Annotated in this window: 24 protein-coding genes; 15 read left to right on the top strand and 9 right to left on the bottom strand. The window is 50.2% G+C overall.

The genetic code is table 11. The features are described 5' to 3' along the window. Positions 1-40: 40 nt before the first annotated feature. The 15 genes from C7T94_RS01390 (at position 41) to C7T94_RS01320 (ending at position 12,714) form a co-directional block, all read left to right on the top strand. Positions 41-538 (top strand): NuoI/complex I 23 kDa subunit family protein, encoded by a 498-nt coding sequence (locus tag C7T94_RS01390; protein ID WP_107212936.1) that lies wholly within the window; start codon positions 41-43, stop codon positions 536-538. A gap of 83 nt (positions 539-621) precedes the next feature. Further along, the gene (locus C7T94_RS01385) at positions 622-1,128 is read left to right on the top strand and encodes an NADH-quinone oxidoreductase subunit J family protein (protein ID WP_107212934.1); all 507 of its coding nucleotides are present in this window, start codon (positions 622-624) and stop codon (positions 1,126-1,128) included. Further along, positions 1,128-1,457, top strand: a complete 330-nt coding sequence (gene nuoK / locus C7T94_RS01380) for an NADH-quinone oxidoreductase subunit NuoK (protein ID WP_107212932.1) — start codon at positions 1,128-1,130, stop codon at positions 1,455-1,457. Before C7T94_RS01385 ends, nuoK begins: the two co-directional genes overlap by 1 nt. Positions 1,458-1,497: 40 nt before the next feature. Next, the gene (nuoL, locus tag C7T94_RS01375; RefSeq protein ID WP_107212930.1) at positions 1,498-3,390 is read left to right on the top strand and encodes an NADH-quinone oxidoreductase subunit L; all 1,893 of its coding nucleotides are present in this window, start codon (positions 1,498-1,500) and stop codon (positions 3,388-3,390) included. 21 nt (positions 3,391-3,411) lie between these two features. Then, positions 3,412-4,875, top strand: a complete 1,464-nt coding sequence (locus tag C7T94_RS01370; protein WP_107212928.1) for a complex I subunit 4 family protein — start codon at positions 3,412-3,414, stop codon at positions 4,873-4,875. 3 nt (positions 4,876-4,878) lie between these two features. Further along, positions 4,879-6,249 carry an NADH-quinone oxidoreductase subunit N gene (locus C7T94_RS01365; RefSeq protein WP_107212925.1) on the top strand — a complete coding sequence of 457 codons (1,371 nt, stop codon included), beginning with the start codon at positions 4,879-4,881 and terminating at the stop codon, positions 6,247-6,249. A 44-nt stretch (positions 6,250-6,293) separates the two neighbouring features. Next, positions 6,294-6,953 carry a DedA family protein gene (locus C7T94_RS01360; protein ID WP_107212923.1) on the top strand — a complete coding sequence of 220 codons (660 nt, stop codon included), beginning with the start codon at positions 6,294-6,296 and terminating at the stop codon, positions 6,951-6,953. 1 nt (position 6,954) lies between these two features. Continuing rightward, positions 6,955-7,503, top strand: a complete 549-nt coding sequence (locus C7T94_RS01355; RefSeq protein WP_107212921.1) for an inorganic diphosphatase — start codon at positions 6,955-6,957, stop codon at positions 7,501-7,503. Further along, positions 7,503-8,831, top strand: coding sequence for a hemolysin family protein (locus C7T94_RS01350; protein ID WP_107212919.1), 1,329 nt, complete (start codon positions 7,503-7,505; stop codon positions 8,829-8,831). The genes C7T94_RS01355 and C7T94_RS01350 overlap by 1 nt, the downstream gene beginning before the upstream one ends. Positions 8,832-8,841: 10 nt before the next feature. Next, positions 8,842-9,552, top strand: a complete 711-nt coding sequence (locus C7T94_RS01345) for a 16S rRNA (uracil(1498)-N(3))-methyltransferase (RefSeq protein ID WP_107212917.1) — start codon at positions 8,842-8,844, stop codon at positions 9,550-9,552. Between the two features lie 6 nt (positions 9,553-9,558). Further along, positions 9,559-10,218, top strand: coding sequence for a DUF4159 domain-containing protein (locus tag C7T94_RS01340; RefSeq protein WP_107212915.1), 660 nt, complete (start codon positions 9,559-9,561; stop codon positions 10,216-10,218). A gap of 1 nt (position 10,219) precedes the next feature. Continuing rightward, positions 10,220-10,720, top strand: a complete 501-nt coding sequence (locus C7T94_RS01335) for an acyl-CoA carboxylase biotin carboxyl carrier protein subunit (protein WP_107212913.1) — start codon at positions 10,220-10,222, stop codon at positions 10,718-10,720. Between the two features lie 13 nt (positions 10,721-10,733). After that, entirely contained in the window at positions 10,734-11,924 is a 1,191-nt protein-coding gene (gene porV / locus C7T94_RS01330; protein WP_107214614.1) for a type IX secretion system outer membrane channel protein PorV, read from the top strand. 6 nt (positions 11,925-11,930) lie between these two features. Then, positions 11,931-12,419, top strand: coding sequence for a 2-C-methyl-D-erythritol 2,4-cyclodiphosphate synthase (gene ispF / locus C7T94_RS01325; protein ID WP_107212911.1), 489 nt, complete (start codon positions 11,931-11,933; stop codon positions 12,417-12,419). 64 nt (positions 12,420-12,483) lie between these two features. Next, entirely contained in the window at positions 12,484-12,714 is a 231-nt protein-coding gene (locus tag C7T94_RS01320) for a hypothetical protein (RefSeq protein ID WP_107212910.1), read from the top strand. A 104-nt stretch (positions 12,715-12,818) separates the two neighbouring features. Here the strand turns inward: C7T94_RS01320 and C7T94_RS01315 are convergent, their stop codons facing one another. From C7T94_RS01315 to C7T94_RS01275, 9 genes are all read right to left on the bottom strand, one after another. Then, positions 12,819-13,349: a YceI family protein gene (locus C7T94_RS01315; RefSeq protein WP_107212908.1), complete on the bottom strand. Its 531-nt coding sequence runs from the start codon at positions 13,347-13,349 to the stop codon at positions 12,819-12,821. 86 nt (positions 13,350-13,435) lie between these two features. Beyond that, positions 13,436-14,026, bottom strand: coding sequence for a Crp/Fnr family transcriptional regulator (locus C7T94_RS01310; protein WP_107212906.1), 591 nt, complete (start codon positions 14,024-14,026; stop codon positions 13,436-13,438). 2 nt (positions 14,027-14,028) lie between these two features. Then, a complete protein-coding gene (locus C7T94_RS01305; RefSeq protein WP_107212904.1) occupies positions 14,029-14,190 on the bottom strand; it encodes a FeoB-associated Cys-rich membrane protein in 162 nt (53 codons plus the stop codon). A 61-nt stretch (positions 14,191-14,251) separates the two neighbouring features. Beyond that, on the bottom strand, positions 14,252-14,863 hold the full coding sequence (locus C7T94_RS01300) for an alpha-ketoglutarate-dependent dioxygenase AlkB family protein (RefSeq protein ID WP_107212902.1): 612 nt from the start codon (positions 14,861-14,863) through the stop codon (positions 14,252-14,254). Continuing rightward, a complete protein-coding gene (locus C7T94_RS01295; RefSeq protein WP_107212900.1) occupies positions 14,850-15,095 on the bottom strand; it encodes an Ada metal-binding domain-containing protein in 246 nt (81 codons plus the stop codon). Before C7T94_RS01295 ends, C7T94_RS01300 begins: the two co-directional genes overlap by 14 nt. Then, the gene (locus C7T94_RS01290) at positions 15,095-15,808 is read right to left on the bottom strand and encodes a 2OG-Fe(II) oxygenase (protein ID WP_107212898.1); all 714 of its coding nucleotides are present in this window, start codon (positions 15,806-15,808) and stop codon (positions 15,095-15,097) included. The genes C7T94_RS01295 and C7T94_RS01290 overlap by 1 nt, the downstream gene beginning before the upstream one ends. Then, positions 15,805-16,656 (bottom strand): bifunctional transcriptional activator/DNA repair enzyme AdaA, encoded by an 852-nt coding sequence (locus C7T94_RS01285; protein WP_107212896.1) that lies wholly within the window; start codon positions 16,654-16,656, stop codon positions 15,805-15,807. Before C7T94_RS01285 ends, C7T94_RS01290 begins: the two co-directional genes overlap by 4 nt. 71 nt (positions 16,657-16,727) lie before the next feature. Further along, on the bottom strand, positions 16,728-17,912 hold the full coding sequence (locus C7T94_RS01280; protein ID WP_107212894.1) for a hypothetical protein: 1,185 nt from the start codon (positions 17,910-17,912) through the stop codon (positions 16,728-16,730). Beyond that, positions 17,909-18,748, bottom strand: a complete 840-nt coding sequence (locus C7T94_RS01275) for a type 1 glutamine amidotransferase (RefSeq protein ID WP_107212892.1) — start codon at positions 18,746-18,748, stop codon at positions 17,909-17,911. Before C7T94_RS01275 ends, C7T94_RS01280 begins: the two co-directional genes overlap by 4 nt.

The raw sequence follows: 18,748 nt of genomic DNA, 5'->3' as shown, positions 1-18,748 counted from the left end.
GGCTAACAAAGAATTAGTGTTTCCGAAAGGGAGATAACATATGGAGTCATTAAGCAATAAGAAGAAAGTCCTGGAACAAAAGCCGCTTACATTAGGCGAGCGTTTGTACCTGCCAGCGATTACGAAAGGGCTTTCAATTACAATCAGCCACCTGTTCAAGAAATCGGCAACGGTGCGTTACCCGGAAGTGGAACGGGAGTTTTCGACCAATTACCGGGGGCTGCACTCGCTGAAGCGTGATGAAGAGGGGCGTGAGCGCTGTACAGCCTGCGGATTGTGTGCACTATCGTGCCCGGCCGAAGCCATTACCATGATCGCTGCAGAGCGTAAACCGGAAGAAAAACACCTGTACCGCGAGGAGAAATATGCCGCCACTTACGAAATCAACATGCTGCGCTGCATATTCTGCGGCCTGTGTGAGGAAGCTTGCCCGAAAGAGGCCATTTATCTCGACGGACCGATCGTTCCTTCAGATTACCTGCGGAAGGACTTTATTTACGGAAAAGACAAGCTGGTGGAAAAACCGCTTGAAAAGTAACAGGCCGGGCCCGCCATGCGGGTTACCGTCGGCTAACAAAACCACGTGTCCGCTACTGTGCGGGCTATAAACCAGACAAATTAATGAGTACACAAGTATTCTATTTCGTAGCAACCCTGAGCATTCTTTTTTCGCTGATGGTGATTTTTGCAAAAAATCCGATTCACAGTGTGTTGTACCTGATCCTTACTTTCTTTACGTTTACCGTTCACTATGTGCTGCTTAACGCGCAGTTTCTGGCCGTTGTAAACTTTATCGTTTATATGGGCGCGATTATGGTGTTGTTCCTGTTTGTGCTCATGTTGCTGAACCTGAATAAAGAGACCGAGCCGGCCAAGTCCCCGCTGGTTAAGATTGCCGCTGCTATTGCCGGCGGCTGTCTGATCGTAACCCTGATCGGTTCTTTTAAAGCCGTTTCGATCAGCAACCCGCTGAGCCTTAAAAATCCAGGCCTGGGTCTTGTCGAAAACCTGGGCAAGGAATTGTTCGGTCCTTTCCTGTTACCGTTCGAGCTGTCGTCGCTCCTGTTGCTTGCCGCAATGGTGGGTGCCGTTATTTTAGCCAAAAAAGACCATACAGAAGAAGCATAATGGAGAATTTAACACAACAACTGCAGGGCGTTCCCCTGAATCATTACATCTGGTTGTGCGCCATCATTTTTACCATCGGCGTGGTCGGTGTACTTACCCGGCGCAATGCGATCGTGATCTTTATGTCGGTCGAACTGATGCTGAACGCTGTGAACCTGCTGCTTACGGCTTTTTCTGTTCACAGCAATGACCCTTCCGGCCAGGTCTTCGTATTCTTTATCATGGCGCTGGCGGCTGCGGAAGTGGCCGTTGGCCTGAGTATCATCGTAATGGTATACCGCAATACGAAATCAATAGACATCAACGTGCTCAATCGCCTTAAGTGGTAAGTTTAAACCTTAAAATAAACCGTATCAGAACGGAAAACATATGATAAATTTAGTTTGGTTGGTTCCGCTGCTTCCTTTGCTGGGCTTTCTCATCAATGGCCTGGGCAGAAACACGCTTTCAAAAACAGCTGTCGGCTTCGCCGGAAGTACCGTTATCCTGGCTTCATTCCTGATTAGCCTCGGCATTTTTTTCGAACTCGGCGGAAGCGCCCTTAAATCGCACGAGGTATTCCTGTTCGACTGGATCAGTGCCGGCGATCTGCGCATTCCGCTGTCGTTCCTGGTTGATCCCCTGAGTTCGGTCATGCTGCTTATTGTTACAGGCGTTGGTTTCCTGATTCACCTCTATTCCGCAGGCTATATGCATGAGGATGCCGGTTTCGGCAAATTCTTCAGCTACCTGAACCTGTTTGTGTTCTTTATGCTCTTGCTGGTATTGGGCTCAAATTATATCGTCATGTTCATTGGCTGGGAAGGCGTGGGACTCTGTTCATACCTGCTGATTGGTTTCTGGTACACCAATACCAGTTATGCTGCAGCAGCCAAAAAAGCCTTCGTGATGAACCGGATCGGCGACCTCGGTTTTTTACTCGGCGTTTTCCTGTTGTTTCAAACCTTCGGAAGCCTTGAGTTCTCCAAGATATTCCCAATGGCGGCCAGCATGGTCCCCGGCGAGCAAACGCTGTTCCTGATCACCCTGTTTTTATTTATTGGTGCCTGTGGCAAATCAGCACAGCTGCCCCTGTTTACCTGGCTCCCTGATGCGATGGCCGGCCCGACACCAGTGTCTGCCCTGATCCACGCTGCAACCATGGTAACGGCAGGTATCTATATGATCGCGCGGTCAAGCGTTTTGTTTGACCTGGCTCCGCTTACACAAAACATCATCGCGGTTGTTGGCCTGGCTACAGCACTGGTTGCTGCGCTCATTGCACTTACGCAAACCGACATTAAAAAGGTGCTTGCCTACTCGACCGTTTCCCAGCTTGGATACATGTTCCTGGGACTGGGCGTAGGTGCCTACACCGGCTCGTTCTTTCATGTAATTACCCACGCGTTCTTTAAAGCGCTGTTGTTCCTGGGTGCCGGTTCGGTTATTCATGCGCTGCACCACGAACAGGACATGCGCCATATGGGCGGGCTGAAGAAAAAACTGCCTGTAACGTTCATGACCATGCTGGTAGGTACGATTGCCATCGCGGGTCTGCCTCCTTTTTCAGGTTTCTTTTCTAAAGACGAAATCCTTGCACATGTTTACCAGCACAGCAAAGTAATGTGGGCGTTGGGTGTACTGGGTGCGTTGCTTACTGCCTTTTATATGTTCCGCATGTTGTACCTCACTTTTTACAGCAGCTACCGGGGTACACATCATGCCGAAGAGCATATTCATGAATCGCCGAAAAGCATGACAATACCCCTGATCGTGCTGGCCATTCTTGCGGCAGCGGGGGGAATAATCAACTTTCCGGCGGTCTTTGGCGGAGGCGAATGGCTGCACCACTGGCTGTCGCCGGTAGTCAATACACATGAACTGGAACTGGACCACAGCACTGAGTACATGCTCATGGGCATATCGGTAGTAGGCGTACTCGTTTCTATTGCAATTGCCTACAACAAATATGTGAAGGGTAAACACGTGCCGGTACCCGATGCTGCAGAACGGCCGGCCCTGGTCAAACTGTCATATCATAAGTTTTACCTGGATGAGATTTACGACGCCCTGATACGCAGGCCGCTCGATGCGCTGTCCGGCTTTTTCTACCGGGTCGTAGACAAAAAAATAATTGACGGTCTGATAAATGGCCTGGGCTGGAGCACCAATGAGGCAAGTAAAGGGCTGCGGCTTTTGCAGAGCGGCAATGTTGGCTTCTATATTTTCATGATGGTATTCGGTATCATCGGCCTTTTGTTGTACACCTATTTATCCATTTAAAGCACGTTCAGAAACAGATACATGGAACTTTTAATACTTCTATTTCTACCACTAGCAGGCGCTTTGATCAGCCTTTTTCCCGGCAAACAAAGTGCCCGGTATGGTGCCTTTGCCGTGTCTATTCTTTCGCTGGCCTGGACCGTTGGCCTGTTGCTGCGCTTTACGCCCGATGCCACCACACAGTTCGCTGTAGATTATGACTGGATCAGCCAAATGGGCATTCGTTTTCATGCCGGCATAGACGGGATCAGCATGCTGCTGGTTTTATTGACCAACCTGCTTGTTCCGCTCATCATATGGTCATCATTTGGCCGGAACATAGACCGGCCGGCTGCCTTCTACGCTTTGATCCTGTTCATGCAGACCGGTCTGCTGCTGGTCTTCACCGCGCTCGATGCCTTTTTGTTTTATATCGGCTGGGAGGCGGCGCTGATCCCGATCTACTTTATCTGCGCCATGTGGGGCGGCAAAGACCGTGTAAAGGTGAATATGAAGTTTTTCGTGTATACGATTGGTGGCTCGCTGTTTATGTTGCTGGGCATCATTTACCTGTACCTGCAAAACCCGGAGCGAAATTTTGATATACAGGCGTTTTATAGCCTGAACCTCGATAGAAGTCAGCAGAGCTGGGTATTCTGGGCCTTTTTTATTGCTTTTGCCATTAAAATGCCTGTGTTCCCTTTCCACACCTGGCAACCTGATACCTATACAACGGCACCTACCCAGGGAACCATGCTGCTGTCGGGTATTATGCTTAAGATGGGAATATACGGTGTGATCAGGTGGCTGCTTCCCGTTGTACCGGGTGGTTTCCAGGACTGGACGCCTACCGTTATCGTACTCTCGATTATCGGAATCGTTTATGCTTCACTGATTGCTTTTAAACAGAAAGATGGTAAAAGGCTGATCGCTTATTCGTCCATCGGTCACGTAGGACTTATTGTAGCCGGTATTTTCGCGCTCAACACGCAGGGACTGCAGGGTGCAATGGTACAGATGTTAAGTCACGGCATCAACGTTGTCGGCCTGTTCCTGGTTACAGATATTCTTTACAACCGCCTGCAAACCAATAAACTTGATGAAATGGGCGGAATTGCCAAGGTGGCACCGAAATTTGCGGCCGTTGCATTGATCATCGTACTCGGAACCGTTGCACTGCCCGGAACAAACGGCTTCGTCGGCGAATTTCTGCTGTTACTGGGCGTATACGAATACAGCCTCTGGGCTGCGGTGTTTGCGGGGCTCACTATTATTTTCGGGGCAGTATACATGCTGCGCATGTATCAGAAAGTCATGCTCGGGCAAACCAACGCAGCCACCGCTTCCTTTGCCGATATCAAGGGGTCGGAGCAGGCCGTATTGTATATCATCTGTCTGCTGGTTATCGTACTCGGCGTGTACCCGAAACCCATCCTGAACCTGACCGAAGCCCCGGTCCAGCAACTTTTAGAACAGGTTAATCAAAAATTATCACTGGTAAAATAAGAAATGAACATCATTATCACCATCAGTATCACCGCATTCCTGGTCCTTTATGCAGGATTGTTCAAAGCAAAAAAAGCCTTATTGCCGCTCACCCTTGTCGGGTTGTTTGTTGCGCTGGGTTTCGTTTGTGCCTCATGGAGTGGAAATGAAAGTCATTTCGGCATGATGCAGACCGATAATTTTGCACTGGCATTTTCGGGCCTGTGCATTGCCGGCACGCTGCTTATCTTTCTGCTTACACAAAACTATTTTTCAGCCAAAAATGATAATAAGGCCGAGTACTATACGCTGATTCTTTTTGCGCTGGCAGGAATGATCATGATGGTTTCTTACCAGAATATGTCCATGCTGTTCATCGGAGTGGAGATCATGTCGGTCAGTTTATATATCCTGGCCGGTATCAGGAAGAATGATTTCGCTTCAAACGAAGCTTCGCTGAAGTATTTCCTGATGGGGGCCTTCTCTACCGGCTTCCTGCTCTTCGGTATTGCACTGGTGTACGGTGCTACAGGATCTTTCGACCTGGACGCTATTCAACAGCACCTGATCGACAATAAAGCCGTTTCGCCTTTGTTTTACCCGGGCGTTATACTCATGCTGATCGGTCTGAGCTTTAAGATCGGCGCCGCACCTTTTCATTTCTGGACACCCGATGTGTATGAAGGTTCACCAACGCTGATTACCACCTTCATGTCTACCGTTGTTAAAACGGCCGGCTTTGCGGCGTTTCTGCGGCTGTTTTCAGGGGCTTTTGCTCCGCTTCACGACTTTTGGGTTGCTCCGCTGCTCATCATCGTGTGCCTGACCTTGCTGGTTGGTAACGTAACGGCACTTTTCCAGAAAAAATTCAAGCGGATGCTCGCTTACTCCAGTATTTCGCACGCCGGCTACATGCTCTTTGCCCTGGTCGTGCTGACAAAAAATTCTGGTGGCAATGTATTTATTTATGCCGGTGCCTATACTTTTGCATCGATCATCGCATTTGCTGTGCTGATCCTGGTCAAACAGAAAACCGGTTCAGACGATTTTGAGAGTTACAACGGACTGGCCAGGAAGAATCCGCTTACCGCGTTTACCCTGACGGTAGCCATGCTTTCGCTGGCAGGTATACCACTCACAGCCGGGTTTATCGGCAAATACCTGATGTTTCTGAATGTGATGCAGGAATACCAGACCATCCTGGTGGCATTCGCGATTCTCAATGCACTGGTTGGCTTCTACTATTACTTCCGGGTCATTGTGGCCATGTACTTCAAAGACGGGCAGGGCGTGGAACTGAACACGCCGCTGCAGTATAAAGTGGTTCTTGTTGTTTCTGCGGTCGCTACCATTGTTATCGGTATCTATCCGGACGTTATTTTACAGCTGATTTAGCGAGCCGAACCAGATTTATTTGTAGTTTTACGAATAATCAGATCATGCAAGAACTCTGGAGTTATCTTCAACACGCCATTGACCCTGAGAAACTGTTAAAGGAGGGCGGGTTCTATGTGGTTTTGTTTGTAATCTTCGCAGAAACAGGCCTGTTCTTCGGTTTCTTTTTGCCCGGCGATTACCTGCTTTTTCTGGCGGGCATGTTTGTTGCAACCGGTAAGCTGGATGTAAACATTTTCGTCATGCTGGCCGGCCTGGTCATTGCTGCGATTATGGGCAATTTTACCGGCTACTGGTTCGGGCGTAAAACCGGCCCGATGCTTTACCAGCGCAAAGATACCTTCTTCTTCAAAAAACGGTACCTCAAGTCTGCCGAAGAGTTTTATAAAAAGCAGGGTGCTTTTGCGCTGATCATGGGGCGCTTCGTGCCGATCGTTCGCACATTCGCACCGATTTGTGCAGGAATTGTACGGCTGGATTTCAGGAAATTTGCTTTTTACAACATTGCAGGTGCCCTGATCTGGATATTTTCCCTCACCCTTTTAGGCTATTTTTTAGGTAAACGGTTTGAAAAAGAGATTAACGATTACCTGCTGTACATAATAATTGGGTTCATCGTTATCACAACTATCCCATTATTGATTACTTTTGTAAAAAAGAAGGTAGTTAACCTAGATAAAGACGAAAAACAAGATCCGATTTAAGATGAGTACAGATCACCACGCGTGGCACAGTGTTTCCCCTGGCAAAAACATTCCTGACGTTGTAAATGCTATTATAGAAATTCCGAAAGGCTCCAAAGCCAAATACGAAATAGACAAAGAATCAGGACTAATTAAACTTGACAGGGTTCTTTTCTCCTCTGTGATGTATCCGGCTAACTACGGTTTCATTCCGCAGACGTTTTGCGACGACAATGACCCGCTTGACATTCTGGTACTTTGCTCGGTCGACGTTTACCCGATGACCGTGATGGAGGCCAAGGTGGTGGGTGTTATGCACATGGTAGACAATGGCGAACAGGACGACAAAATCATTGCTGTAGCCAAGAATGACATGTCTGTCAACTATATCAATGACCTGGCCGAATTGCCGCCGCATACGATGAAAGAGATCGTCAGGTTTTTCCAGGACTACAAAGCCCTGGAAGGAAAAAACGTCAGCATCGAGCACTTGCTTGGTGTACGTTATGCACATAAAGTGATCAGTGAGAGCATTGAGCTTTATGATGCCACGTTTAGAAACAAAGCTTAATGGCATTTCAGATATTTTTGACATTTTTTCTCGTTCTGCTCAACGGCTTTTTTGTTGCAGCAGAATTTGCTATTGTTAAAGTACGCGCTTCACAGATCGAGATCAAAGCCAAGTCGGGCAGCAGTGTCGCTAAAATAGCGAAACACATTACCCAACACCTGGATGGTTACCTGGCCGCTACGCAGCTGGGCATTACGCTGGCGTCGCTTGGCCTGGGCTGGGTTGGCGAATCGGTTATGGAGCACATTCTGCATAACCTGCTTGGCTCGTTCGGTATGGATGCCGCCTTTATCGAGTCATTTTCAAAAACAGCATCGCCCATTATTGCGTTTGCGTTCATTACTGTGATGCACATTGTTTTCGGTGAGCTTGCACCGAAATCAATCGCCATTCAGCGTCCGGTAGGCACTACCCTGGCTATCGCGCTGCCATTGCAGTTATTTTATGTGGTATTCAGGCCTTTCATTTGGCTCCTGAACGGGTTTGCCAACGTTATTCTTAAGCTGTTCGGGCTAGGCAGCGCGGCGGGGCACGAATCAATTCACAGCACCGAAGAACTGCAGTACCTGCTCGACCAGGGTAAGGAAAGCGGTGCGCTTGAGTCAAATGAACATGAGCTGATCAAAAATGTATTTGATTTCAATGAGCGCGTGGTCAAGAATATCATGGTACCCCGCACCAAAATCTCAGGTATTGAGCTGAGTGCTTCCAATAAAGAGGTTGTCGAAGCCATTATCCGCGAAGGGTATTCGCGCATGCCCGTTTACGATGAGGTCATGGACAAAATCGTCGGGATCATTCATGCCAAAGATGTGCTGCCGCTGGTCGCGGCCGGCGATGGGAACTGGTCGCTGAAAGAAATTATCCGCAAGCCGTATTTTATTCCTGAAACAAAAAAGATCAACGACCTGCTCAGCGAGTTGCAGGCCAAACGCATCCAGATCGCCATTGTGCTGGACGAGTTCGGCGGAACCGCAGGCATGGCCACACTGGAAGATATTGTTGAAGAGCTGGTTGGCGAGATCCAGGATGAATACGATGAGGAAAAACCACTGGTCGAAAAAATATCTGACATGGAGTTTGTGGTCAATGCCTATGCAACGGTATATGACGTGAACGAATTTTTACCGCACGATCTTCCAGAAGACCAGGATTATGACACGGTAGGCGGCCTTGTCTCGCATGCTTTCGGAAGAATTCCTGAAGTGGGAGACAGCGAAGAGTTTCATGGCTACCTTTTCACCATTCTTAAGAAAACCGAACAAAATATCGAAACGGTTAAACTTGAAATTGTCATTAACAAAAGTGACATGGTCGATAACCATTAAAACCTGATCCATGCATATTTTCTACACGCCCGGAATTGGTACCACAGCTACCGGTTACATACTGAGCGAGGAGGAAAGCAAACATTGCATCAGGGTTCTGCGTCTCAAAACCGGCGATCAGGTACAGCTTATAGACGGGACCGGTGGCTTTTACACCGCAGTACTGGCAGATGAGCATCCCAAACGGGTAGCGCTCCAGATATTGGAACGTCAGCTCGAATTTGGCAAACGCAGTCACTACCTGCATATTGCTGTGGCGCCTACCAAAAATACAGATCGCCTGGAATGGTTTGCAGAGAAAGCCACCGAACTCGGCATAGACGAAATTACCCCGCTTATTTCTGATCGTTCTGAAAGACGGATTTTAAAGACAGACCGCCTCGAAAAGGTCGTCGTAGCCGCATCAAAGCAGTCTATAAAGGCTTATGTTCCGCGAATAAACCCACCTGTTCCATTTCGTGACTTACTGATGCCCGCAGCCAATTTCGCAAAATGCATTGCGCATTGTATGCCTGGCGCCGGGAAACAGTTTTTGAACGAGGTGCTGACTGTCGGGGGCAGCTCGCTGGTTCTGATCGGACCGGAAGGCGATTTCACTGAAGAAGAGGTGCAGCTGGCTTTGCAAAATAACTTTAAAGCGATAACTTTAGGCAATGCCCGGTTGCGTACCGAGACAGCCGCTCTTGCCGTCTGTTTCGAAGAAAATTACCTGAACCGGTAAGAGGCCATGAGAAAAGTTTTGTTCGTTATCCTGTTGTTGGGCCTGCCGGCTGTAATGGCCTTTCATGCGCCAACCTACAAACTTGCCAAACTGAAGTACAATGGCGGCGGCGACTGGTATGCGAACCGCACGGCATTGCCCAACCTGGCATCGTTCTGTAACGCCAACCTGCGCACCAACCTTAGTGTTGAAGAGGGTGCGGTAGAGGTGGGAAGCCCCGAGATCTTCGATTATCCCTTTGTGTATATGACCGGTCATGGCAACGTTCTTTTCAGCACGCAGGATGCAGCCAACCTGCGAAGATACCTGGTGGGCGGGGGCTTTCTGCATATTGACGACAATTATGGCCTGGATAAGTTTATCAGGCCACAAATGAAAAAGGTATTTCCTGAGCTCTCATTTGTTGAGCTGCCTGCAAATCATGCCTTATATAACCAGAAGTTCAGGTTCCCGAACGGCCTGCCTAAGATTCACGAACACGACAATAAACGCCCTCAAGGCCTTGCATTGATCTGGAAAGGACGCATTGTCTGTTACTATACGTATGAATGCGACCTGGGAAATGGCTGGGAAGATGCCGGTACGTATGCCGGAGACACACCGGCCAAACGCACCGACGCCCTGCGTATGGGCGCCAACCTGATTCAATTTGCCTTAACCCAATAGAATGTATAAAATAAAGGTTAGCAACACCTATTCTTTCGAACTTACAAATCAGGGTGGTTACAGCCTGAACGGGCAGCCATTGGAAATTGACGAACGTAAGAAAGATGCAAACAGCGCTCACGTCTTATTCAACAACCGCTCGTATACCACCGAAATCGTATCATTTGATGCGGTCACCAAAACGGCAAAAGTGAAAGTGAATGGCCGGCTTTACGATGTGCAGGTGCAGGACCAGTTCGATCTGCTCTTAAAAGAATTGGGTATGGAGAACCTGGCCGCAGGAAAGGTAAAAGATGTGAAAGCCCCCATGCCCGGGCTTGTGCTTAACGTAATGGTAGGCCCTGGATCTGAAGTCAGAAAGGGCGATAATCTCCTTGTGCTGGAGGCGATGAAAATGGAGAATATCTTGAAGTCGCCGGCAGATGGCCGTGTCCGGTCTGTATTGGTTAATGTAGGCGATAAGGTGGATAAAAACACATTGTTGCTCGTTTTTGAATCATAAAGAAATCATCAGCATGAAATCCCGATTACGAACCGCTACCCGTTATTTTTCAAGGGCCCTTTTACTGGCAGCCTTCTCTGCGGCCTTTCCTTTTGCAGGACATACGCAGGTGGCAGGAAACACACAGGCAAATGGCAGCCAGTCTAACAATCTGGTGACTGCCGTGCCCTTTCTGCTCGTCATGCCAGATGCCCGTACCGGCGCCATGGGCGATGCCGGAGTGGCCGTTCAGCCGGATGCCAATGCCAGTGCCATTAACCCTGCAAAGCTGGCTTTCCTGAAAGACCGCTCGGGTGTTGCGCTTTCTTACACGCCCTGGCTGCGCAGCCTCACTTCGGGCATCGATCTTGCCTACCTGAGCGGCTATTACCGCCTTGACGAACGCAATACGCTCGGGGCGTCATTCCGTTTTTTCTCGCTGGGCGAAATACCCCTTACAGACAACAACCGGCAGGACCTGGGCGTCTACAGTCCGAACGAACTGGCCTTTGATATCAGTTTTGCCCGGATGTTCGGCGATGAGTTTTCTATCGGTACCAGCCTGCGTTACATCAATTCTAACCTGTCGACCGGTAAATTTACCGCAGGGCAAGAGATCAGCGCGGGCAATGCGGTTGCCGTGGATGTGGCGGGGTACTATACAACGGAAACCTGGCTGTTCAATACCGATACCAGGCTGTCTGCCGGGCTCAATATCTCAAATATCGGGACCAAGATGGGATATACCGAATCCGGAGCGAAATACTTTCTGCCGTCCAACCTGCGCTTTGGCGGCGCGGCAACATTTTCTGCCGATGACCTGAACGACTTTACAGTCGCACTCGATTTTAACAAACTCCTCGTACCTACACAGCCTGTGTATAATAATGACGGTACGATCTACAGCGGCGTGGACCCGAACCGTTCGGTACCTGCAGGGATTTTCGGATCATTTACCGATGCGCCGGGTGGTTTCAGTGAAGAGTTGCAGGAAGTCAACATTGGCGCAGGCTTCGAATACCTCTACGACAAAAAGTTCGCGGTACGCGGCGGATACTTTTATGAGTCGCCAAATAAAGGAAACCGGCGTTATGCCACGCTCGGGGCTGGTTTCACCTACAGGCAAACCACCATCAATTTTTCGTACCTGCTGGCAAATGTGAACAAAAGTCCGATGGCGAATACCCTTCGCTTCAGTCTGATGTTTAACTTTGGATCCAATTAGCAAAATATGAAGATCAAAGTAGGGTTTGGATTTGACGTGCACCAGCTGCGCGATGGTCATCCGTTTTATGTTGGTGGGGTGCAGCTTGAGCACCACCGCGGTGCTTTCGGGCATTCTGACGCAGATGTGCTGCTGCATGCCATATGTGATGCCCTGCTGGGTGCAGCCAACCTGCGCGACATCGGCTTTCATTTCAAGAACACCGACTCGCGGTGGAAAGGGATCAGCAGTCTGGTTTTGCTGGAAGAAACCACCAAGCTGCTTGCTGAGAAAAATTGGGCCATCGGGAATATTGATGCCATGCTGTGCCTGGAAGCGCCGAAGATCAATCCGCATATACCGGCCATGCAGAAAAATATAGCTGCCGCAGCCGGCATCAGCGAAGAGGATATCTCTATCAAGGCAACTACCAACGAGCAAATGGGGTTCATTGGCCGCGAAGAAGGTGTGGTCGCTTACGCCGTCTGCCTGATCACTAAAGCCTCTCCGAACTAAACAAAACGCTTTCAAAAGTCGTTTAAGAAACGGCTGCCGTGCGCAGTTGTTAAAAAAGAACGCCATGAAAACGACCAGATTATTTTTTTATATCGCGCTGTCCGCGCTTTCGCTCGCGGCCTGTACTGCCGGAGATAAAGGTGGTGAACGTACACCAGATTCTGTTGAGATGAACCAGGGAGACAGCGCCGCTTCGGGCATGGGTACTCCGGCTACCGGCAGTTCAGACAGCAGCAGCGGCGATACCACGATGGGAAGTACTGATACCTCTGCGACAAAAGGCGGCCGTCCTTAAGCAGCCGGAACAGTGTGGTCGAACAGGCGGTAAAATCCGGGAATAAAAAAAACGGCAGCGCACCTAAGGCACACTACCGTACATTGACCCCCGTCAAGTGTTTTTTATGCTTGTTTTACAAACTGTACTTCACCGAAAATCTTGACATCGTTACCAAGCATGACACCACCGGTCTCGAGCGCTGCATTGTAGGTCAGGCCAAAGTCTTCACGTTTGATCTTTCCGCTTACAGAGAAGCCAGCTTTGGTATTTCCCCAGGGATCCTGTGAGATGCCGCCGAACTCCGCTTCGAGTGTAACCGGGCGGGTAACGCCCTTCAGCGTCAGGTTACCTTGTACGGTATAGTCGCTGCCATCTTTCCTGAAGGCTGTAGATTCGAAGGTCATTTTAGGATATTTCTCGATCTCAAAAAAATCTCCGGCTTTCAAATGCGCATCACGGTCTGCATTGCCGGTGTTGATCGAGTCGATTGCCGCCTCGAAAGTAACATGTGCATTTTCGAAATCGTCACCTTCAGATTCCAGGCTCGCGGTGAAATCGCCGAAGCTTCCGGTTACATTGGTGATCATGAGGTGTTTGATTTTGAATTGAAGTTCGCTGTGTGCAGGATCAAGTGTCCATTTTACGTTTGCCATAAGTCAGGTCTTTAATGTTGATGTCTTTGAATAGGACAAAATTACGGCAGCACCGTACAGCGGCCCTTGATGTATGTTAAGAAAAGCTAGGCTTTGAAATGTTTATGCGCAAGATCTTTGCGCACACGGCTGAGCGATTCGGGCGTAATGCCGAGGTAAGAAGCGATCATCCATTGCGGAACGCGCAGCATCAGATTTGGATAGAGGTGGATGAAATCGAGATAACGCTCTTCGGCGGTTGCGCTGAGCAGCATATTGATCCGTTTTTGCATAAACCTGATCGATTTGTGCAGCATAACATTGTTCATGTTCAGAACGCATGGGTCCAGCTGCGCCGCACGGTCAAAGAAATCTTTCGGGATAACGACTGCCTGGGTATCTTCGGCAGCATCATAAAAAAAATCAGACGGCTCATTGAACAGAATACTGTTGCGGTCGGAAACCCACCAGTTTTCAGGGGCAAACTGGATAATGTGTTCTTTGCCTTTCTGGTCAATCGAAAAGCAGCGCAGCAGCCCGCTGTTTACAAAGTAAGAGTTTGTGCCAATCTCGCCGGCACGCAGAATGGTTTCGCCTTTAACGAATTGTTTGATCTTCAGATTCGCCGAAATGATCTGGAACTGGTCATCGGTAAGCGAAATGCTCTTGTTCAGGTAACTTCTCAGCTGATCGAGCATGTTTATTTTTTCTTTTCCGGCGGGATGGAGGAGAAGTCGACACCACATTTACAATTGCCGCCGCAGCCCTCTTCTTTGCTGCGCAGCGAACGGAAAACCATCCTGCCAATGTAGAACAGGGCAAGGGCAAAAATAATGGCCACGATGATCTTCTGGATGTCCATAACGCAAAGTTACGAATTATCAGGATTTGCTGCATAACGAACCGTTTGTAAGATGTCAAATTCAGGAAACCTGGTGCCTGATGCTGCGAAAGGTCAGATTAATGCGCGGCAGGGTTACCCGCGCAGACTTGGGCAGCGAATGGAGCCAGTGGCTTTGTGTGCTGCCCCGCATAACAAGCAGGCTGCCGCTCTCCAGCGTCAGGGACAGGGTTTCCCTGGTCTTTTTATGACGAAATGAGAATTTGCGCGCTGCACCCAGGCTTAATGAAGCGATGGTGGTATCCCTGCCGAGTTCTTTTTCGTCGTCGCTGTGCCAGGCCATCCCTTCTGAACCATCGTGGTAGAGGTTGAGCAGGCAGGAATTGAAATGTTCGCCGGTATGGAGGCTGACAAGTTGCCGCAGGCCGAGCAGGCTTTGGACAAACGGAAGTGCTTGTTTGGTGGTATTGGAATAGGTATAACTGTAGGCCTCTTCTCCGTACCAGGCCACCATACGCCTGGTGGTGATGCGGCGTCCAAAAACAACGGCCTCATCGTGGCGCCAGTCAATTTCTGCGTGCAGTTGCCGGTAGCGGGCCTCGGCCTCATGACTGTTCATGACAGCGCCGTAATAGTTGACTATGCCATCATATGGCAGCAGGTTTGTTGCCGGATCGGCCTTAAACAGTTCCATTTTTCCACTTTAGATAGGCTACTCTTAAACAATGTGCACACGGCCGGTAACCAGCGGCAGCCGCTTCCTGCAAAGAAACAAAGAACATCCGGTTCCGGCGCAGCATGCGTTTGCCTGAAATACAATGCAGGGTGCCATAAATCCGAAGCCGGGCATTGCCCGCAAAACGAATCTGGCCATTGTGTATGCCTGCACGAACTTCGGCGTCAGAAAGGTTGTGGTGTGCTTTCATCAGGTGGCTGCGTCATGAAAAATAATCCCCAGCGTTTCGCGTTCTCCTTCAGTAACCTCACTTACGCCATGTTTCATGACCACCCGGTAATAGCCTCTGCTGCCTTTAACCGGTCTGAAGCTGGTGGTAAACAGGAGCAGGTCGCCCTGGCCGGGTTGCAGAACGATTACTTTTGACTGCGCGCGCGGGATCTGTTCGGTCAGCACGAACTCACCACCGCGGTAATCATGCACCGGGTCTTTTAAAAAAAGAACCGCTTGTATGGGAAAGAAAAGATCGCCATACAGGTCCTGATGCATGGTGTTAAAACCGCCGGGCCCGTAACGCAGTTGCAGGCAGGTTGGATGGGGCTGCCCCGCGGCATGGCATTGCGCCCGGAATAAGTCAAGCGTTTCGGGGTAGGGCTTTCCTTTACCCAGCACATCCATCCAGGTGTTGGCAACCGGCACCAGCCGGGCATACAGCGCATGGCGCAGCAGCGCAATGGACTCAGGCAGGGGATAACTGAAATACCTGTATTGGCCCAGTCCGAAACGGTAGCGCTCCATTACCACCGTTTTGCGAAAACGTCCGGATTCTTCATAACCTGCAGAAAGGGCATTACAGGTTGCCGCCGGCAGTAAGCCGGGTACCCGGGCATACCCTCTTTCATGGAGCGATGTACGCAGCGCTGACCAGGGCAATGCGGCCACCTGCTGTTCAAGGCCGTTCATGAGGCAAATGCGTTTTCTGTTTGCGCCGCCTCCCAGCCAATCATCGCTTCTTTTCTGGCCTGACCCCAGCGGTAATTCCCAAGTACGCCGGTAGCGCGGATTACGCGGTGGCAGGGAATCAGGAACGCGACGGGATTATCGCCCACGGCCGAGCCTACGGCTCTCGATGCACCGGGCAAGGCGATGGACCGGGCAATGTCGCCATAAGTTCCCAGCCTGCCCATCGGAATTTTCAGCAGGCTTTCCCAAACCTTGAGTTGAAATGGCGTAGCTTTCAGATGCAGTTTGACGAGGGCCGGCTCCTGCCAGTTGTTAAGCAGCAACTGAATGGCATTTTGTTGTATCGTACCCAATGCCTGTTCATAACGGGCGTTTGGAAATTGCTGCCGCAAATCGTTCAGGGCAGCCTCATCAGTCTCTACAAAGGCCAGAAAACAAATGCCTTTGGGCGTAGCCGCAGTCAGCGCACGGCCAAAAGGCGTATCGGTAAAATGATAACTGATCGTCAGGTTTTCACCGCCGTTCTTGTATTCGCCCGGCGTCATTCCCTCTATGCTCACAAACAGGTCGTGCAGCCGCCCGGTTCCTGAAAGCCCGCTCTCCAGGGCGGCGCTGAACAGGGAAACATCCTGCTGCAGCATTTTTTTGGCGTGACCGATGGTTAAATACTGGAGGAATTTTTTCGGACTTACCCCGGCCCAGTCGGTGAATAATTTCTGGAAATGATAAGGACTGAGGTGTACCTGTTCTGCAACACGTTCAAGTGATGGCTGCTCATAAAAATTGGCTTTCAGGTAAGCAATGGCATCAGCAATGCGCTCAAAATTAATTTCTTCCTGTGTCTTCATGATCTTCCTTTTATGTAAACAAAGGTACCCGCCATGCGGCGGCAGTCCTACCCGATTCTTGCGCTCTTTAGCTATTCCATGAAGCCGATGGTGCCACCAACCCAGTCGCAGTCCTGGTTGTAGCGCACGCCGATCATAGGGCCCCGGCTCAGGCGCACCAGGTTTGTGCAAAGTTGTGGCTGGCCTCCGTCGGGCCAGAGATAAAGCAGGCGGATCTCAGCCTTCACAAAGCCAGACGGGGAGCGGACAACCGGTGCGTAGACAACTTTTCGCTGCAGAATCCAGTTTTCAGGATCAGGTATGCGTTTAATATCTTCCTGCGTCACGTCAACGTTTACGCCAGCTCCCCCAAACGAGAAAAGCGGCTTAAGTACATAGTTCTCCAGATCTGGCGGAATGGTGTTCAGCTCATGAAGAAAGCGGCATTCCGGCACGTATGTGCTGTTCAGCAACGGCATGGTGAATTTACTGATGCGGTAAAACCAGTTGGGGTGCGCTACCCATTCTATATCTGCTTCTAAACGCGGGTCAAATTCACTGATAAAGGCGCCCGGATTGGCAGCGATTTCATCAAAGATGAGCCTGTTGTAGATGCGCCTGATGGGTATCCTGCGTCCCTCGCGCAGGTAATACAATGCGCGGCCCTCCCGCCTGATTTCTTCAAGCGAAACAATGCCGATGCCACAGATCTGGCGCGTCACCAAAAAATCGATCAGTGTCTTTTGCCGGGGTATATCTGTATCCATGATCACCACCTCTTCCGGGTTGTGCGAACCGACAACCACTTCGCGCAGCTGTGCGAGGTAGGCCTGCCGGTCAAGACCGCCAAAAAGATGGCTGAGCTGCGAATCGATGTCATAGATGCCGCGAAAATGATCTGCCAGGTGTTGCTGGAAACCGTATAAAGAGGGAAAACCCTGCATTTCGATCAGCTGCGGAAACAGCTGGCCAGCCTCTGCCTGGCAAACGGCAAAATCAAAGGTTAAAAAGTGTGGATGCCCGTTTTCATTGGGTATTTGCCAGGAATCAGGAATGGCCCGTTTGGTCAGTTCTTTAAAATCAGCCCTGCAAATAACCGACAACAGTTCTTTGCCGGCCTGCTCCAGATGCAGACGCAGCTGCGCGGGAATGAAAACGGGTGTTTCTGCCAGCCTGAACGGCACAGGGCAATAACCGGCCGCCACACTATCCAGAAAACGCCGGTACTTTTCAACGGTAAATGACCGGTTAAAGGCGGCTCGTTGCTCAGGAATCATGCCGGTTGTGTGTGTAAAGCTGCCAGTGCCCGATCAAGAAATCGGGGCAAAATGGTCTGCTGTGTTAAACAGATGCCGCCCGGATCGTCAAGTCGGTGCAGCATGTCGTTGTATTTCTCCTGCCCCCGGGCTGCTGCAATTGCCGACCGGCGGGGTTCCTGCTGCAGGTGAAGTTTAACGCTTGATGGATCTGCTTCCGGATGGAATTGTGTGCCAAGCAGCTCCGGGGTAAAGCGTATGGCCATGGCACAACGCTCCAGGTCGATGTGGGGCCTGGACTTTTCAATGGCAAGTACTTGCATGCCACGGCTTTCCAGGTCTGCTATCCGGGCACCCAGTACCTGCCAGTCACGGCTGTCTATGGCATAAAAAGGATCGGGAAGGCCCGCAAAACAGGGTTCAGATCGTCCGGAAGACGTCATGCAAACCGGAGACACGCCAAACGCATTCGACCGGCGCCTGCTTAAAGTGCCCGTCTCAAATTTGCGGCAGGCAAGCTGGAAGGCATAGCAGATGAAAAACATGCTCTTTTTAGGTCCATGACCGGCATTAAACTGTAAAACCTGATCAATAAGCCCAAAGAAAGCTGCCTGCCAGGGCTGGTCCTCCCCGTCAAAGGGCGAGCCGGGGCCGCCGCTTGCTATATAGATATCATGGCCGATGCCTGGTATTTCACCCTTCTTGCGTAAATCAAAAATCTGCACGTCCAGTTCAGATTCGCCGCCCGCAGGGTATGCGCGTACAATATTTTCTATTCCCCGCAGCCCCTGGTTCGGTACGCCATTGTTCAGATCAATAATGGCCAGCCTGACCCTTTTTTCTGTTTTTTCGCTCAT

The sequence above is a fragment of the Pedobacter yulinensis genome, assembly GCF_003029735.1.
GTDB classification, from domain to species: Bacteria; Bacteroidota; Bacteroidia; order Sphingobacteriales; family Sphingobacteriaceae; genus Pedobacter; species Pedobacter yulinensis.
This window is presented reverse-complemented; position numbering and strand designations above follow the sequence as displayed.

Bases quoted from the DNA above. Each gene is read 5' to 3' on its own strand.
- C7T94_RS01390 (WP_107212936.1), top strand. From the start codon at position 41: ATGGAGTCATTAAGCAATAAGAAGAAAGTCCTGGAACAAAAGCCGCTT.
- C7T94_RS01385 (WP_107212934.1), top strand. From the start codon at position 622: ATGAGTACACAAGTATTCTATTTCGTAGCAACCCTGAGCATTCTTTTT.
- nuoK (WP_107212932.1), top strand. From the start codon at position 1,128: ATGGAGAATTTAACACAACAACTGCAGGGCGTTCCCCTGAATCATTAC.
- nuoL (WP_107212930.1), top strand. From the start codon at position 1,498: ATGATAAATTTAGTTTGGTTGGTTCCGCTGCTTCCTTTGCTGGGCTTT.
- C7T94_RS01370 (WP_107212928.1), top strand. From the start codon at position 3,412: ATGGAACTTTTAATACTTCTATTTCTACCACTAGCAGGCGCTTTGATC.
- C7T94_RS01365 (WP_107212925.1), top strand. From the start codon at position 4,879: ATGAACATCATTATCACCATCAGTATCACCGCATTCCTGGTCCTTTAT.
- C7T94_RS01360 (WP_107212923.1), top strand. From the start codon at position 6,294: ATGCAAGAACTCTGGAGTTATCTTCAACACGCCATTGACCCTGAGAAA.
- C7T94_RS01355 (WP_107212921.1), top strand. From the start codon at position 6,955: ATGAGTACAGATCACCACGCGTGGCACAGTGTTTCCCCTGGCAAAAAC.
- C7T94_RS01350 (WP_107212919.1), top strand. From the start codon at position 7,503: ATGGCATTTCAGATATTTTTGACATTTTTTCTCGTTCTGCTCAACGGC.
- C7T94_RS01345 (WP_107212917.1), top strand. From the start codon at position 8,842: ATGCATATTTTCTACACGCCCGGAATTGGTACCACAGCTACCGGTTAC.
- C7T94_RS01340 (WP_107212915.1), top strand. From the start codon at position 9,559: ATGAGAAAAGTTTTGTTCGTTATCCTGTTGTTGGGCCTGCCGGCTGTA.
- C7T94_RS01335 (WP_107212913.1), top strand. From the start codon at position 10,220: ATGTATAAAATAAAGGTTAGCAACACCTATTCTTTCGAACTTACAAAT.
- porV (WP_107214614.1), top strand. From the start codon at position 10,734: ATGAAATCCCGATTACGAACCGCTACCCGTTATTTTTCAAGGGCCCTT.
- ispF (WP_107212911.1), top strand. From the start codon at position 11,931: ATGAAGATCAAAGTAGGGTTTGGATTTGACGTGCACCAGCTGCGCGAT.
- C7T94_RS01320 (WP_107212910.1), top strand. From the start codon at position 12,484: ATGAAAACGACCAGATTATTTTTTTATATCGCGCTGTCCGCGCTTTCG.
- C7T94_RS01315 (WP_107212908.1), bottom strand. From the start codon at position 13,349: ATGGCAAACGTAAAATGGACACTTGATCCTGCACACAGCGAACTTCAA.
- C7T94_RS01310 (WP_107212906.1), bottom strand. From the start codon at position 14,026: ATGCTCGATCAGCTGAGAAGTTACCTGAACAAGAGCATTTCGCTTACC.
- C7T94_RS01305 (WP_107212904.1), bottom strand. From the start codon at position 14,190: ATGGACATCCAGAAGATCATCGTGGCCATTATTTTTGCCCTTGCCCTG.
- C7T94_RS01300 (WP_107212902.1), bottom strand. From the start codon at position 14,863: ATGGAACTGTTTAAGGCCGATCCGGCAACAAACCTGCTGCCATATGAT.
- C7T94_RS01295 (WP_107212900.1), bottom strand. From the start codon at position 15,095: ATGAAAGCACACCACAACCTTTCTGACGCCGAAGTTCGTGCAGGCATA.
- C7T94_RS01290 (WP_107212898.1), bottom strand. From the start codon at position 15,808: ATGAACGGCCTTGAACAGCAGGTGGCCGCATTGCCCTGGTCAGCGCTG.
- C7T94_RS01285 (WP_107212896.1), bottom strand. From the start codon at position 16,656: ATGAAGACACAGGAAGAAATTAATTTTGAGCGCATTGCTGATGCCATT.
- C7T94_RS01280 (WP_107212894.1), bottom strand. From the start codon at position 17,912: ATGATTCCTGAGCAACGAGCCGCCTTTAACCGGTCATTTACCGTTGAA.
- C7T94_RS01275 (WP_107212892.1), bottom strand. From the start codon at position 18,748: ATGAGCGAAAAAACAGAAAAAAGGGTCAGGCTGGCCATTATTGATCTG.